This window comes from Paracoccus aerodenitrificans (assembly GCF_027913215.1).
In the GTDB taxonomy this organism is placed as follows: domain Bacteria; phylum Pseudomonadota; class Alphaproteobacteria; order Rhodobacterales; family Rhodobacteraceae; genus Paracoccus; species Paracoccus aerodenitrificans.
This window is the reverse complement of the sequence record NZ_CP115784.1, coordinates 234919-248386: the sequence shown is the minus strand read 5'-3', so window position 1 is coordinate 248386 and position 13468 is coordinate 234919. Positions and strand designations below refer to the sequence as shown.

14 protein-coding genes, 2 tRNA genes and 2 pseudogenes are annotated in these 13468 nt (G+C 58.6%); 10 read left to right on the top strand and 8 right to left on the bottom strand.

The genetic code is table 11. The features are described 5' to 3' along the window. Nucleotides 1-4: 4 nt before the first annotated feature. Complete coding sequence (locus tag PAE61_RS02455) at nucleotides 5-589, bottom strand: L,D-transpeptidase family protein (protein ID WP_271113846.1); 585 nt, start codon at nucleotides 587-589, stop codon at nucleotides 5-7. Beyond that, nucleotides 586-1767 (bottom strand): MalY/PatB family protein, encoded by a 1182-nt coding sequence (locus PAE61_RS02450; RefSeq protein ID WP_271113845.1) that lies wholly within the window; start codon nucleotides 1765-1767, stop codon nucleotides 586-588. The genes PAE61_RS02455 and PAE61_RS02450 overlap by 4 nt, the downstream gene beginning before the upstream one ends. Nucleotides 1768-1838: 71 nt before the next feature. On the opposite strand from PAE61_RS02450, the gene def (PAE61_RS02445) reads away from it, so the two are divergent. The 4 genes from def (PAE61_RS02445) to PAE61_RS02430 all read left to right on the top strand — a co-directional run bounded on the left by def (PAE61_RS02445) (nucleotide 1839) and on the right by PAE61_RS02430 (nucleotide 3954). Further along, a complete protein-coding gene (def, locus tag PAE61_RS02445) occupies nucleotides 1839-2366 on the top strand; it encodes a peptide deformylase (protein WP_271113844.1) in 528 nt (175 codons plus the stop codon). Then, nucleotides 2366-2869: a peptide deformylase gene (gene def / locus PAE61_RS02440; RefSeq protein ID WP_271113843.1), complete on the top strand. Its 504-nt coding sequence runs from the start codon at nucleotides 2366-2368 to the stop codon at nucleotides 2867-2869. Before def (PAE61_RS02445) ends, def (PAE61_RS02440) begins: the two co-directional genes overlap by 1 nt. Nucleotides 2870-2934: 65 nt before the next feature. Then, nucleotides 2935-3828: a methionyl-tRNA formyltransferase gene (gene fmt, locus PAE61_RS02435; protein WP_271113842.1), complete on the top strand. Its 894-nt coding sequence runs from the start codon at nucleotides 2935-2937 to the stop codon at nucleotides 3826-3828. A 52-nt stretch (nucleotides 3829-3880) separates the two neighbouring features. After that, a tRNA-Gly gene (locus tag PAE61_RS02430) sits at nucleotides 3881-3954 on the top strand. 143 nt (nucleotides 3955-4097) lie between these two features. On the opposite strand, the pseudogene PAE61_RS02425 reads toward PAE61_RS02430, so the two are convergent. Next, nucleotides 4098-4322, bottom strand: a pseudogene (locus PAE61_RS02425) (IS21 family transposase); the annotation flags it as partial. A gap of 110 nt (nucleotides 4323-4432) precedes the next feature. Between PAE61_RS02425 and PAE61_RS02420 the strand changes: the two are divergent. Together PAE61_RS02420 and PAE61_RS02415 are read left to right on the top strand one after the other, a co-directional pair. Continuing rightward, nucleotides 4433-4606: pseudogene (locus tag PAE61_RS02420) on the top strand (NIPSNAP family protein); the annotation flags it as partial. Further along, entirely contained in the window at nucleotides 4603-4950 is a 348-nt protein-coding gene (locus PAE61_RS02415; RefSeq protein ID WP_271113841.1) for an antibiotic biosynthesis monooxygenase family protein, read from the top strand. The pseudogene PAE61_RS02420 and the gene PAE61_RS02415, both read left to right, overlap by 4 nt. 129 nt (nucleotides 4951-5079) lie before the next feature. Here the strand turns inward: PAE61_RS02415 and PAE61_RS02410 are convergent, their stop codons facing one another. Both PAE61_RS02410 and PAE61_RS02405 read right to left on the bottom strand, forming a co-directional pair. Beyond that, nucleotides 5080-5466, bottom strand: a complete 387-nt coding sequence (locus PAE61_RS02410; protein WP_271113840.1) for a VOC family protein — start codon at nucleotides 5464-5466, stop codon at nucleotides 5080-5082. 100 nt (nucleotides 5467-5566) lie between these two features. Next, a complete protein-coding gene (locus PAE61_RS02405; RefSeq protein ID WP_271113839.1) occupies nucleotides 5567-6370 on the bottom strand; it encodes an AraC family transcriptional regulator in 804 nt (267 codons plus the stop codon). Nucleotides 6371-6655: 285 nt separating this feature from the next. Here PAE61_RS02405 and PAE61_RS02400 point away from each other — a divergent pair, with 285 nt between their 5' ends. Continuing rightward, nucleotides 6656-7174: a hypothetical protein gene (locus tag PAE61_RS02400; RefSeq protein ID WP_271113838.1), complete on the top strand. Its 519-nt coding sequence runs from the start codon at nucleotides 6656-6658 to the stop codon at nucleotides 7172-7174. A 381-nt stretch (nucleotides 7175-7555) separates the two neighbouring features. Here the strand turns inward: PAE61_RS02400 and PAE61_RS02395 are convergent, their stop codons facing one another. Further along, nucleotides 7556-8842 carry an Nramp family divalent metal transporter gene (locus PAE61_RS02395; protein ID WP_271113837.1) on the bottom strand — a complete coding sequence of 429 codons (1287 nt, stop codon included), beginning with the start codon at nucleotides 8840-8842 and terminating at the stop codon, nucleotides 7556-7558. Between the two features lie 186 nt (nucleotides 8843-9028). On the opposite strand from PAE61_RS02395, the gene mntR reads away from it, so the two are divergent. Further along, nucleotides 9029-9469, top strand: coding sequence for a manganese-binding transcriptional regulator MntR (gene mntR, locus PAE61_RS02390; RefSeq protein WP_271113836.1), 441 nt, complete (start codon nucleotides 9029-9031; stop codon nucleotides 9467-9469). 213 nt (nucleotides 9470-9682) lie between these two features. Here mntR and PAE61_RS02385 read toward each other — a convergent pair whose 3' ends face one another. After that, nucleotides 9683-11068, bottom strand: coding sequence for an IS1182 family transposase (locus tag PAE61_RS02385; RefSeq protein ID WP_271112107.1), 1386 nt, complete (start codon nucleotides 11066-11068; stop codon nucleotides 9683-9685). A gap of 409 nt (nucleotides 11069-11477) precedes the next feature. Then, nucleotides 11478-11553 (bottom strand) — tRNA-Ala (locus PAE61_RS02380). A gap of 105 nt (nucleotides 11554-11658) precedes the next feature. On the opposite strand from PAE61_RS02380, the gene PAE61_RS02375 reads away from it, so the two are divergent. Together PAE61_RS02375 and rsmD are read left to right on the top strand one after the other, a co-directional pair. Next, entirely contained in the window at nucleotides 11659-12861 is a 1203-nt protein-coding gene (locus PAE61_RS02375) for an NAD(P)/FAD-dependent oxidoreductase (RefSeq protein WP_271113835.1), read from the top strand. Next, on the top strand, nucleotides 12858-13415 hold the full coding sequence (gene rsmD, locus PAE61_RS02370) for a 16S rRNA (guanine(966)-N(2))-methyltransferase RsmD (RefSeq protein WP_271113834.1): 558 nt from the start codon (nucleotides 12858-12860) through the stop codon (nucleotides 13413-13415). The genes PAE61_RS02375 and rsmD overlap by 4 nt, the downstream gene beginning before the upstream one ends. The last annotated feature ends 53 nt before the right edge of the window (nucleotides 13416-13468 follow it).

The window sequence follows — 13468 nt, the reverse complement described above, 5'->3', positions numbered from 1 at the left end:
AACCTCATGGCCTGATCTCTACCTCGGTGCCGATCCCGGTTGCGGCAAAAAGTTCTTCGATCTGGTGATTATCGATGGCGATGCAGCCCTCGGTCCAGTCGCCCGAGACGCGCATCCCCTCGGCGATCTGATTGGGTTGGCCATGAATGAAGATATCCCCGCCGGGATCATAGCCGCCCTGCCGCGCACGCTCACGATCCCCGGCCTGAGGATAGTCCAGCCCGAGAGACAGATGAAACTGACTGCGATCATTGCGGCGATTTATCTTGAAAACGCCCTCGGGAGTTTTTCCGTCACCCTGACGGATCTTGTCGCCCTCTGGTGCGAAACCAAGGGCGATGCGATACTGACGTATCACCGTTCCGCGTTGATAAACACTCAGCCGTCGCGCGGATTTCTCAATCAGGATACGGTCGACCTGACCCTGAATCGGGGCCGACGGGTCCGGCGCATCTGGCCGCGCAACCGGAGGAAGCGGGGCCGGAACTTGCGGTGAGGGCAAAAAGGCCGGCCCGAACATCGTCCAGACCAGCCATCCCAGCAAAAGCAGGAACAGAACGCGCAGAATGCCGCGTTTCCTGCGGCTCATTGCAGATCGTCAAACGCCGCTTGCAGCCGTTTCACCGCGTTTTCGACATTCGCCCGCGGCGTGGCGATATTGAACCGCATGAAGCTTTCTCCGCCTGTGCCAAATGTCTCTCCGGCATTGGCGGCGATCCGGGCATCATTCGCGACACGCGCCTTGATATCGTCGGGCGACATGCCCGTACCCGAAAAATCCACCCAGGACAGATATGTCGCCTCCAGCGGCATTGAGCGCAGGCCGGGGATTTCATTCACCCCGGCATCGAAGATTTTCCGGTTACCGTCCAGATAGGCGACAAGCGCGTCGACCCATTCCGCCCCTTCCGGCGAATAGGCAGCCGTCACCATATCCGTCCCGAACATCCCCGGAGACAGCCCAAGCCCTGCCATCACCCCCTGATAGCTGCGACGCAATGCCGGGTCGGAAATGATCGCATTCCCGACATGCGCACCGGCAATATTAAACGTCTTGGTCGCCGAGGTCAGCGTGATCAGCCGGTCCGCGATATCGGGCGCGGCTTTGGCAGTGACGATATGGCTGTTGCCGGGCATGACAAGATCGTGGTGGATTTCATCGCTGATCAGAAGCAGATCGTGCTCTTTACAGAAATCCGCGACCTGCCGCAGCTCTTCCGGGGTCCAGACGCGCCCGCCGGGATTATGCGGGCTGCACAGGATCAGGATCTTTTCCCGCCCTGTCATCAGCCCGGCCCATCCTTGCCAGTCCATGACATAGCGGCCGTTTTCAGTCACCAGCGGGAACTCCGCGACATCGCGCCCCTGAGCGCGAATCACGCGGGAAAACGCGTGATAGACGGGCGTCATCAGAATGACCCTGTCTCCGGGTTGCGAGAAAACCGACACCGCCAGAGCCGTGCCATTGACCAGCCCCATCGCCGTCAGAATCCAGTCCTGTTCGACCTGCCACCCATGCCGGTTCTGCATCCACCACCGGATCGAGGCCGGATAATTCGGGTTCTGCGCAGGATAGCCATATATGCCATGCGCGGCCAGTCTTTCCACGGCCTGCTGCACCGGCGCGGGCGGGCGGAAATCCATATCGGCAACCCACATTGCCAGACCGTCAGCGGGATCGACACCATAGACGGCGTTCATGTCGTCCCATTTATTGCAATACGTCCCGCGGCGCTCGATGATTTCGTCAAAATCTGGTCGTGTCATATCGGCCTCCTGTTGTGTCAAGGAATAGGCCGCTTATTGCTTCGCGCCAAGCCTTGCCCTAGATCACAGCCATGACAATTCGACCGATCCTAATTCATCCCGATCCGCGCCTGAAAAAACAGTGCGACCCTGTGGCGAAGATCACGCCAGAGATCGAAACTCTGGCGGCGGATATGCTGGCGACCATGTATGACGCACCCGGAGTCGGTCTGGCGGCGCCTCAACTTGGCGTGCTGAAACGGATCTTCGTGATGGATGCGCAGCGCGACCCTGACGCCGAGCGCAAACCGATGGTCCTGATCAATCCCGAGATCGACTGGGAATCCGAAGAACAGAACGTCTATGAAGAAGGCTGCCTGTCGATCCCCGACCAATATGCCGAAGTGACCCGGCCCAGTCAGGTCAGGTTCCGCTGGACGGGTCTGGACGGGGCGCAGCATGAGCAGGAATTCGACGGTCTCTGGGCCACCTGCGCCCAGCATGAGCTGGATCATCTGGACGGGGTGCTGTTCATAGATCACATCAGCGCGATGCGCCGTCAGATGATCACCCGGAAAATGGTCAAGCTGAAGCGCGAACGGGCGCGCGAACAGGCCTGATGACCGCCCGCCCCTTCCTTCCCTACAGCGACAAGCGGCTGCACATGCCCGCGCAGACGGTCGAGGCGGTGACCGAAACCATCCGCATGATCTGGGATGACATGATCGACACGATGGAGGCGATGCCGGGTGTCGGCCTTGCCGCGCCGCAGATCGGGATCATGCTGCAGCTTGCCGTGGTCGATGCCTCGGAAAAGCGCGGTCAGGCCGTGCGCATGGCCAATCCCGAGATCCTGCATCAATCAGTGCAGGATCGCAGCCATGACGAGGCCAGCCCGAACCTGCCCGGTGTCTTTGCCCGCATCACCCGACCCCGCGCCGTCACGGTCCGGTTCCTCAATGAAGACGGAGCAATCGAAGAGCGGGATTTCGTGGCTCTCTGGGCGACTTCGGTTCAGCATCAGATCGACCATCTGAACGGGCGCATGTATGTGGATCACCTCAGCCCTCTGCGCCGCAAGATGCTGGTGACAAAATCGGCAAAGCTGGCGAAACGGGGCTGAACCGCGCGGGGGCTTCGCGCCCCGCACCCCCGCGGGATATTTGGACCAGGATGAAGGAACGCAGCATGCGAGTGATTTTCATGGGCACGCCGGATTTCTCGGTCCCGCCGCTTCGGGCAATTGCGTCGGCACATGAGGTGGTCGCTGTCTATACGCAGCCGCCTCGCGGGGCCGGGCGCGGTCAGAAACCCCGGATCACCGCCGTGCATGAGGTGGCAAAAGAATTGGGGCTTGAGGTCCGTCATCCGGTGTCGCTGCGCGATCCGCAGGAACAGTCGGCGTTTGCCGCCTTGCAGGCCGATATCGCCGTCGTCGTAGCCTACGGACTGATCCTGCCACCTGCGGTTCTGGAGGCGCCGAGGCTGGGCTGTCTGAACATCCATGCCTCGATCCTGCCCAGATGGCGAGGAGCGGCACCGATCCACCGGGCGATCATGGCGGGCGATGCCGAAACCGGTATTGCCATCATGCAGATGGAGGCGGGGCTGGATACGGGTCCTGTTCTGGCGGAAGCACATACGCCGATCGGTCCTGACGACACGACCGCGGATCTGCATGACAGGCTGTCCGGGATGGGTGCCGATCTGGTTGCGGATGTGCTGCACCGCTTGCCTCTGCCTGCACGGCCTCAGGCAGCGGAAGGGGTGAGTTATGCGAGCAAGATCGACAAATCGGAAACTCGCATCGACTGGACGGAAAGCGCAGTCGTCATTGATCGCAAGATCAGGGGGCTTTCGCCATTCCCCGGCGCGTGGTGCGAGGTTTCCGGTGAGCGGGTGAAGCTGCTGCGGTCTCGGCTTGCGGAAGGAAGCGGACGACCAGGCGAGGTGCTGGACGGGTTCCGCATCGCCTGCGGAGAGGGCGCGGTTGAGATCCTTGAGGCGCAGCGTGCGGGAAAGCGGCCAATGCTGGCCGCTGAGATCCTGCGGGGGATGGAGTTGCCGCCGAAACTGGACTGAAGAAAACAGCGACTTGCACGCCCCGGCTGCTGCGCATAAAAGAGGGTCCGATGCGGGTGTAGCTCAATGGTAGAGCAGCAGCCTTCCAAGCTGAATACGTGGGTTCGATTCCCATCACCCGCTCCATTGCGTCTCTGGCACACTCTTTATTTTCAATGCTTTCAGGTGGTTGCGTTCCCCTCCGGTGCACTTTAAGGCACACACGGAGTACACATGGGACTGATCTTGAAGCATATCGCACAGACCAAATCAGGCAGCTTTCAGTATCGCCGCCGCGCATTCTCGGCCAGCATGTCGTCCAGTGCAGACCGCCAGGGATCGATCTTCGGACGCGGTTGCGTCGTGCGGTCATAGGTGAATTCGGTCGCGCCCGATCTGATGACTTTACGCACCGTGTTCCGAGACAGCCGCAACTCACGGCAGATCTGCTTGATCGACTTGCCTTCGACGAAATGCGCGCGCCTGATCTTCGCGATCGTTTCCACAACCAACATCCCCTGACTGCTCCCTCATGCTTTTGAGGAAGCTTCTGATCAGAATTATCAGGGGGGTCACTTTTGGACGCCGATCACCCCAAGATAGGGGTCAGTTTTGCATGCCGTTCCACAGCATTTACAACGTCGCGAGCCTGGCTGACTACGAAACCTATCGCGCGCGGCTGGCTGCCGACCCGCTTGGCCGCGAGAACTACGAGTTCGCCCAGAAGGAGAAGTTTCTGCTCCGGGAAGACCGGACCTGGCTTAAGCTCGCCTCTGCACCGCACGGAGACAACGCATGATCGCTGTGATCTTCGAAGTTGAACCCGCAGAGGGCCGCAAGGATGATTATCTCGACATCGCCGCCGAGATGCGCCCGATGCTTGATGAGATCGACGGCTTCATTTCCGTGGAGCGGTTCCAGAGCCTTACCGACCCACGGAAAATCCTGTCCCTGTCGTTCTTCGAGGATGAAGACGCAATTGCACGCTGGCGGAACCTCAATGCCCATCGAGGCGCGCAGACAAAAGGACGTAGCGGGGTCTTCGATGACTACCGTTTGCGAATCGCCAGCGTGATCCGGGACTACGGCATGTTTGACCGGGCACAAGCTCCAGCAGACAGCAGGAAGGTGCGTTCGATATGACTTCGGCCAACCTGCGGACATAGCTGCCACTGCTAGCTCTTCTGGCGTTGTTCTGGGGGTCGTCCTACCTCTTCATCAAGGTGGCCGTAGGGGGGGCCCCGGTCACGCTGATCGCGCTCCGCGTTCAACTCATTTGTGGGCGTTCCACGGATCATAGCTGCCGAAAGTCCACAGCTGACCCTCCGGGTCTCGGCAACTGAACAAGCGCCCGCCATAATCCTCGTCCTTCGGTTCTGTTGTGATCTCGGCACCAGCGTTGCGAGCTTGTTCGCATACAGCGTCTACATCGTCGACAACGATGTAGGGGCTCTGGGAAATGCCGCCGAGTGCACGCGCCGTGGATTGATGGGCACCAAATTCGTCATCTCGGGCACTGCCGAGCATGATCATCGAATTGCCGCGCGTCAGCTGGGCATGCGCGATACCTCCCGCACCGTCTTCGACGACCAGATGCCGGGCGAAGCCGAGCGCGTTGCATAGCCAATCGATCATTTTCGGTGCATCGTCATATCGCATCGTGGGGATTATGCTGGGATTAGACACAGGTTCTCTCCATGTTCGTCTTTCCGGAAAATAGCATGTATTTCCAGCCGGGAATTGAAGATTTCGGAACTGTCTAGATATGCAGGCGCGGCTCCGACGGTCTCTCTCGTCTCGCCCAAGCCGTCGGTGGCTCTCCCGCGAAATCGTGGAACTCGCGGATAAGGTGGGCTTGATCCGAGTATCCCGTCATCGCAGCGATTTCGGCCCAGTTGAGTTTGCCACATTGGATGGCGAGTGCACGCGCCCGCTGGAATCGGAGCATTCGCGCAGCTGTGACCGGTCGGATACCAGTCTCTTGGCGAAACTGTGCGCTAAGATGGCGCGTACTCCATCCTACGGCAGCAGCGGTCTCCGATACCGTTTTCCCTTGTGCCAGAAAGTGCCAGGACTGTTGAACTCGTTTCGAGTTCGCATGACAAAATCTTGGCGCGAGAAACCGCTCGACGAGATCGAACCGCGCTTGCCAGTCAGTCGCAGCATGAAGCTGGTCATGTAAGGCCTCATACTCTCCTCCAAACCGATCAACCGTACTCAGATCAACGACCTTTGCAGCCAGTTCGGCGGCGGCACCACCAAATAGACGGGCCGCGCCGAGTGGTGTTAAATCGATCTGTATCAGGTCCGCCCCCGCATCGCAGGACACAGCGACGGGACCAGGAAAAAGACCAGCGGTGAAACTTGAACTTCGATAAGCGTCGCCTTCATGTCCAAGTCGGATATCCCAGCGTTCTCCGAGGTTGAACACAAGCGGGAAGACGAGTTCCGCCGCTTCCACCGAATTACTTCGTTCCCTCTTTGAGCAATAACCCGAGACGCGCGCAATCAGGCCGTTCAAAGCCCTGGAAGGCGTGCGCGAAGAAAAGGTCAATTCGGCCATATCAGCTGCATAGCATATCGTTCGCAGTGAATTCCAATTAGCTGACATTCGTGCACAGCGCAGCATCCGGCAGGTATGGGCTCTGACCGGACCTGCGGCGGCGCAGCATTCCGCGCAGTGCGCGCTGCAGATGGATAGCAAAGACGGCCCAGAACTGACCTCTGCGACGCGCCAAAATCCCGCATTGCGTCCGCCGTTCCGGTCATTCGCTGCACCTGCAAAGCGGAGGAATGGGCGAATTCACGCAATGCGGGACTTTGCTGTCGTTGCCGAAAGTAGGTTAGCATGCAATTACTTGGGGAGGAGCAACCATTTGAGATTGAATCAATTATGTGCCTGAGCGTCTATCTTGGAAGCCATGAGCCAATTCAAATCCGAAGGGTTCAGAAAGGCGCTCTAGGTATCGAAGCGGCGAAATGGGTACCACCTGCGCTGTCCAGTTTTCCTTTTCGCTACTACTTAGGGCGGCAAGGCGAGGGTGATGGACTTGAGTGTTCGTGTTTACTCGCTCAGCACGTCGAGTGGAGTGAGCACGGTCCAAGCGTATGTCTAGATGAACTTTATTCTGAGGATCGGTGTCCTTTTGGTGATCTTCGCGACTACGTTTCTGCCGCACAAAAGACCGCTAAGCAGGTCGTAGTTGCTTGTGATGATTCGGGTGGAAGCCCGCAGGAATGCAACGACGATGACTACGACCATCTCATTGTCAGTGTTGAAATGATCGCTCCAACATCTTTCTTGTTTGCGGATCCATTGTCTTTATTTCCTTGGCGCGTGATGTATCTGACCGCCCCAAACTATTAGTAAGGTTTCCGCGTTGCGGCATCCACCACTTCGGACTCGAACCTGCCATGCGGCGCTGCAGCATTCCGCGCAGTGTTGGCTGCAGACAGATCGCAAGGACTGCCCAGAATGGACCTTGATGACCAGAGTAAGCGCCGCTGATGACCAGAGTAAGCGCTGCACAGCAGCACGTCAAAATCCGACTTTCGTCTCCTCTGCCAAGGCTGATCCTCGAGAGCTTGCTTATGCGATGCGCAGGCACGCGGAAGTCTGGTTAAAACCATACTGCTTCATCGCGCTTCGGGTTTCACAGCGGGTACATCCCTGCCAAGTCCGCACGACGCGCTGCGATTGGCCTGCCAGAGCACATCGCCCGAGAATAGGCAGCGGATAGACGCTGGTTTAGTTAACGAGGAACGGGATCGGCAAGCCGAAGGTCTGGGCGAGAAGAATGAAGTTCAGAGACAGAACGATTGTTGCACCGAGGATCGCGAGAACCCGCGTTACGGGTCCTATCGCGAAGGCTCCCATAATGCCGCGCCGCGATGAGAAGATAATCAGCGCGACCATTGGCACCGGCAGAGCGATCGACAAGACCACCTGGCTCATCACCAGTGCATCAGTGGCGTTGTAGCCGGTTGCAACAACGGCGAAGGCTGGCACCATCGTCACCAACCGCCTGATCCAGATCGGCACGTAGAAATGCAGAAAGCCCTGCATGATCATCTGCCCGGCCATCGTGCCCACCACTGAAGACGACACTCCCGAGGTGATCAGCGATACCAGAAACACCGCAGCCGCAGCCGAACCCAGAAGTGGGGTCAGCATGTAATAGGCTGTCTCGATCTCAGCCACGTTGCTGTAACCTTGATGAAAGGCGGATGCCGCCATCATCACCATCGCCATGTTGACCATGCCGGCGATGGCAAGCGCGAGCACTACCTCGATGTTCGAAAACCGCAGTACCTTGCGCCGATCCATGTCCTGGCGGATCTCCGCACGATTCTGGGTCAGGCCTGAATGCAGATAGACCGCATGCGGCATCACCGTGGCACCGATGATCCCGACCGCAATGGTCAGCGCGTTTGCGTCAGGAAGATTGGGGTTTACCAGCCCGATGGCGGCAGAACTCCAGTCGATTGGCGCGATAAAAACCTCGATCAAGTAGCATAACGAGATAATTGCGACCATCGTCCCGATGATCAGCTCCATCGGGCGAAAACCTTTGCTTTCGAAGATGAGGATGCCATAGGTGACGATGGCGGTCACCAGCATGCCCCAGATCAGTGGCAAGTTGAACAAAAGTGCCAAGCCGATTGCACCACCGAGAAATTCGGCGAGATCGGTGGCCATAGCGGCGACCTCACTGACCGCCCACATTACCCAAACGATGGGCCTTGGAAAATTGTCGCGCGACATTTCAGCCAGGTTCTTGCCCGTGACAATCCCCAGCCGCGCCGACAGGGACTGGAACAGCATCGCGATCAGGTTGGCCAGCAGCACCACCCATAAAAGCAGGTAGCCATAGCCCGCGCCTGCTTGGATGTTTGTCGCGTAGTTCCCTGGGTCGACATAGGCGATTGAGGCGACCACTGCGGGGCCGACGAAGAGGAACCTGCTGCCGAATCCCCGCCGCTCGCCAGAGAGCACTGCGTTCATACCTTGGCGGGTGCGTTCTGTGCTGATCATTATGACATACCGTTTAAGCTCTGGTATCTAAATACAGCTTCGGCTTCACTTCATGCAAGGGTAAACCTTATGGAGGGCAGGCAGGATCCATGACGAGTATTTATAATTTATCCAAAGCTACATTGATTTCTCTATATTCAAAATGATACGCTGTCTTGTACTTCAGATGGATAATTCAGGATCGCGATGACCGAGCACGACACGGACCCTGCAGAAGCTTCACCGTCGGAACAGGCAGGGCGTTTCGCCCGTGCGCGAGAGAAGCAGTCGATGGCGATCATGGAGGATTACGTCGAGATGATCGGCGACTTGATCACCATGCATGGAGAGGCACGCGTCGCCGACATCGCAGAACGCATGGGCGTGGCCCATCCCACCGCCACCAAGGCAGTGGCGCGGCTGAAGCGAGAGGGTCTGGCAACCTCCCGCCCATATCGTGGCGTTTTCCTCACCGATGAGGGGGAAGCCCTCGCTGATTGGGTACGTATGCGCCACCGGACAGTCGTCGCTCTCCTGCTCGCGGTCGGTGTGCCTCGGGAAACCGCCGAGGCGGACGCGGAAGGGATCGAGCACCACGTCTCGCGCCGCACGCTTAAGGCCTTTGAAAAATATCTGTCAGGCCAGTGATGAATTAAAAGGGCTTCGTTTGAGCGGGTGGCTCATCAATGGCTTTTGGACGAAAACGGCGACGACACATGACCGCGCTGCATGGACACAGAACTCCAAGCAGTCATTCGTCACAAGAGCAGCGAATGTCTGCTTCCCGCCGATTCTGTGGAAAAACGCGTTGCCATCGGGGGCCTTTTGGACCGTTTCCTTCGGGTGCAAGCCTTTCTGGTGTCAGGCTTTTCGCGGATGCTGCGGTGCAGGAAAGATCTTGGCGAGTTTGCGGAGGTTCTGGGCGGTGGCGGCAAGGAGGAATTCGTCGTTCGCGCCGCAAGGTCCCCTTAGCCGCAGGCGCCCCAGCCCGAGGATGCGTTTCAGATGAGCAAACAGCATCTCGACCTTCTTGCGGAGCTTCATCGAGATTTCGTATTGGCGGGTCTTGGCGATGTCCCGGGCGATCTGGCGCGCATCTTCGTGTTCCTCGCGGGTGATTGATCTGGCATCGGCGTTCGGGCAGCACTTCTGTTTCGATGGGCAGGGCTGGCAGGTCAGTTTCAGTGCGCGGTATTTGGCGGTTCCCTTGCCAGTCGGGCCGCGGTTCGGGTCCGAATAGTTGCGGCGGAACTGTTTGAGCCTGTGACCTTCCGGGCAGATGTATTGATCGTTCTCTGCATCCCATTCGAAGTCTGCCCGGGTCCAGGTGCCGTCATTGCGCCCGGACTTGTCGAAGACAGGGATATGCGGGGCAATGCCCCTGTCGACCAGCCAGCCCAACATCGGTCCGGTGCCGTAGGCGGTATCCGCGATCAGGCGTTCAGGATGCAGGTCGAACTTGTCTTTCACCCTCTTCAGCATGGTTTTGGTTGATCCGACCTCGGCCTGCCGGATGGATCGTGTCGCCTCGACATCGACAATCACGCCATGATCCGTGTCGATCAGGTAATTGTCGGAATAGCTGAAGAATGCCGGACCTTTGCGCGCCGCCGTCCATTGGCTGGCCGGGTCGGAATGTGAGGTGAATTTCGGATGGACCTCGCTGGCGGCGCCAAATGCGGCCTTGTCCAACGTGTCAAGGTATTCGCGCACGGCGCGGGGCGCATCCGAGGGGTCTATCAGCGTTGCATCCCAATCTTCCTTCGCTGTCGAGTTCTGCTTATTGGCATCCGCCTCGATCAGGCTGGCATCCACCGCCAGCCGCTGCCCGCTGACCAGCCCCTCCTCGATGCAGCGCGTGACGGTCATCTCGAACAGATGCCTCAGCAACTCGCTGTCGCGGAACCGCCCGTGCCGGTTCTTCGAAAACGTCGAATGATCCGGAACCCGGTCGCTGAGATCCAGGCGGCAGAACCAGCGATAGGCCAGATTCAGATGCACCTCTTCGCAAAGGCGCCGCTCCGAACGAATGCCGAAGCAATAGCCAACCAGCAGCATCCGGATCAGCAACTCGGGATCGACAGACGGCCGGCCGGTGTGGCTGTAGAAATCCGAAAGATGCGCACGGATGCTGCTGAGATCGACAAACCGATCAATGGACCGAAGAAGATGCTCCTGAGGAACATGATCCTCCAGTGAGAACTCGTAAAACAGCGCCGGCTGCGCCTCCTGCCGCGGTCCCATCATCGCCAATCCTCCCACCCATTGCAGGAATTGAATCAGCCAGATGCCCTTCAATCAAGCACGAGTTTTTCAACAAAATAAGCCCCTCTCATACAGTTTTCTGCGCCTGCAAGCCTGAACGCCCCGATTTGATTGCTGGCCATTTCAGTTCGAGGGCTGAGGCCACTGATCAGGTATCCTGTGGATTGGCCTGACGAAATCTGTCGATACGGTGCAAATGCTCTGACATCACCGGCGATGTTGAGTTCCTGACGAAAACCGGCCTGGGCTCTTGCTGGTAAGAGAGGGGCCCAAAAGCTTCAAAATCGTGTTCTGAAGGGCACGCAACTGTGCTAGATTGGCCATATTGACAGACGATCTGCAAGCTTATGCTCCAAATCGGCACTGTTATGATCCAATGACAAGGAAATCATGGTGGAGCCAAGGGGAGTCGAACCCCTGACCTCATCATTGCGAACGATGCGCTCTACCAACTGAGCTATGGCCCCATTATCGGCGTTATGCAAAGCCCTCTGAAGGGTTGTCAAGCGGCGAAATCGCGGCCTTGATCCGAACCGCGCATCGGGCCATGACAAGGGAAAAGAGGTTTCGCATTGGACATACTGATACTCGGTGCCGGGCAGGCGGCAGCGTCGATGGCAGCGCGTTTGCGGGCGCTTGGCCATGATGGCGGGATTACGGTGTTGGGCGATGAGGCGATAGCACCCTATCAACGCCCGCCACTGTCCAAAGCCTATCTTCTGGGCGAGATGTCTCTGGACCGGCTGACATTGCGCGGCGAGGACTGGTGGCGCGAGAATGATGTCCGGCTGCTGACTGGGGCCAAAGCAAACGCGATCGATCTTGCGGCCAGAACAGTATCTACCAGCCAAGGAAGGCTGAGCTATGACCAGCTTGCGCTGACTCTGGGAGCATCGCCGCGAAGGCTGCCGGAGGCGGCGGGCGGGTATCTTGCCGGGGTGCATGTGATCCGCAAGCTCTCTGATATCGGCAGGCTCAAGCCAGAGCTTTCAGCCGGTCGGCGGATGGTCGTTATCGGCGGTGGTTATATCGGCCTTGAGGCTGCCGCAGTGGCCCGGAAGCTGGGGCTGGAGGTGACCGTGATCGAGGCAGCGCCCCGGATACTGGGCCGTGTCGCCTCGGCGGAAACCGCGAATATGATCCGCAACCTGCATGAAGCGCATGGCGTCGAGATATTGGAGACCACGGCAATCGAACGGCTGGAGGGCGATGACCGGCTTCATGGCATCAAGCTTCAGGATGGTCGGCGCATTCAGGCCGATCTGGCGGTCGTTGGGATCGGCGTTAATCCGGAAACCGCTCTGGCTGCGCAGGCCGGGCTGGAAATAGATAACGGGATCGCCTGCGACAGTTTTGGTCGCAGTTCGGACCCGTCGGTCTGGGCCGCCGGAGACTGCGCCTCATTCCCGTGGCAAGGGGGACGGATCCGGCTGGAAAGCGTGGGAAATGCCATCGATATGGCAGAACTGGTAGCGGCGAATATGCTTGGTGCGACTAAGAAATACGTGCCGAAACCGTGGTTCTGGTCCGATCAATATGATGCAAAGCTGCAGATCGCCGGTCTGAATACCGGCTATGACAAGACCGTTCTTCGGGCGGGGAGCGGGGCGAATAGCAGCTCGGTCTGGTATTACAAAAGCGAAAAGCTGATCGCCATAGACGCGCTGAACGATGCACGCGCTTATATGGTCGGCAAACGTCTGATCGAGTCCGGCAAATCGCCCGCCCCCGAAACGGTTTCCAATCCGGATATTCCGCTGAAGGAACTCCTGTGAGGATTATCGGCGGTCGGTTGCGCGGGCTGAAGCTGGCCGAAATCGGGTCAGGGGACAGCGCAGCGCATCTGCGCCCGACCACGGACCGAGTGCGTGAGACCATGTTCAATCTTCTGGTCAACAGCATTGGCGTTGAGCTTGAGGGCAAAAGGGTGCTCGATCTGTTCGCCGGAACAGGAGCACTTGGGCTGGAAGCATTGTCCCGGGGCGCGGCTCGCGTTGCTTTCGTTGATGATGGGGCGACTGCACGGGCGCTGCTGCGCGAAAATATCGAGAAAGCAAGGGCGATGGGTGTGACGGATATCTGGCGTCGTGACGCGACCCGGCTGGGTCCAAACCGCGGTGCCGGGTATGATCTTGTTTTCATGGATCCGCCCTATGGGCAGGGGCTAGGGGAACTGGCGCTGCAATCCGCTGAGGCCGGGGACTGGCTGGCCGACGAGGCGGTGATTATCTGGGAGGATAGCCAGCCGCCTGTAATCCCGCCGGAATTCTCGTTGCTGGACCAGCGTCGCTATGGAGACACGCTGGTTATGATCCTTCAACGCGGGTAGCGGCGCTGACCTGGTCTTCGGCTGCCCCTTTCATAACGAAGGTCTATGGTTTT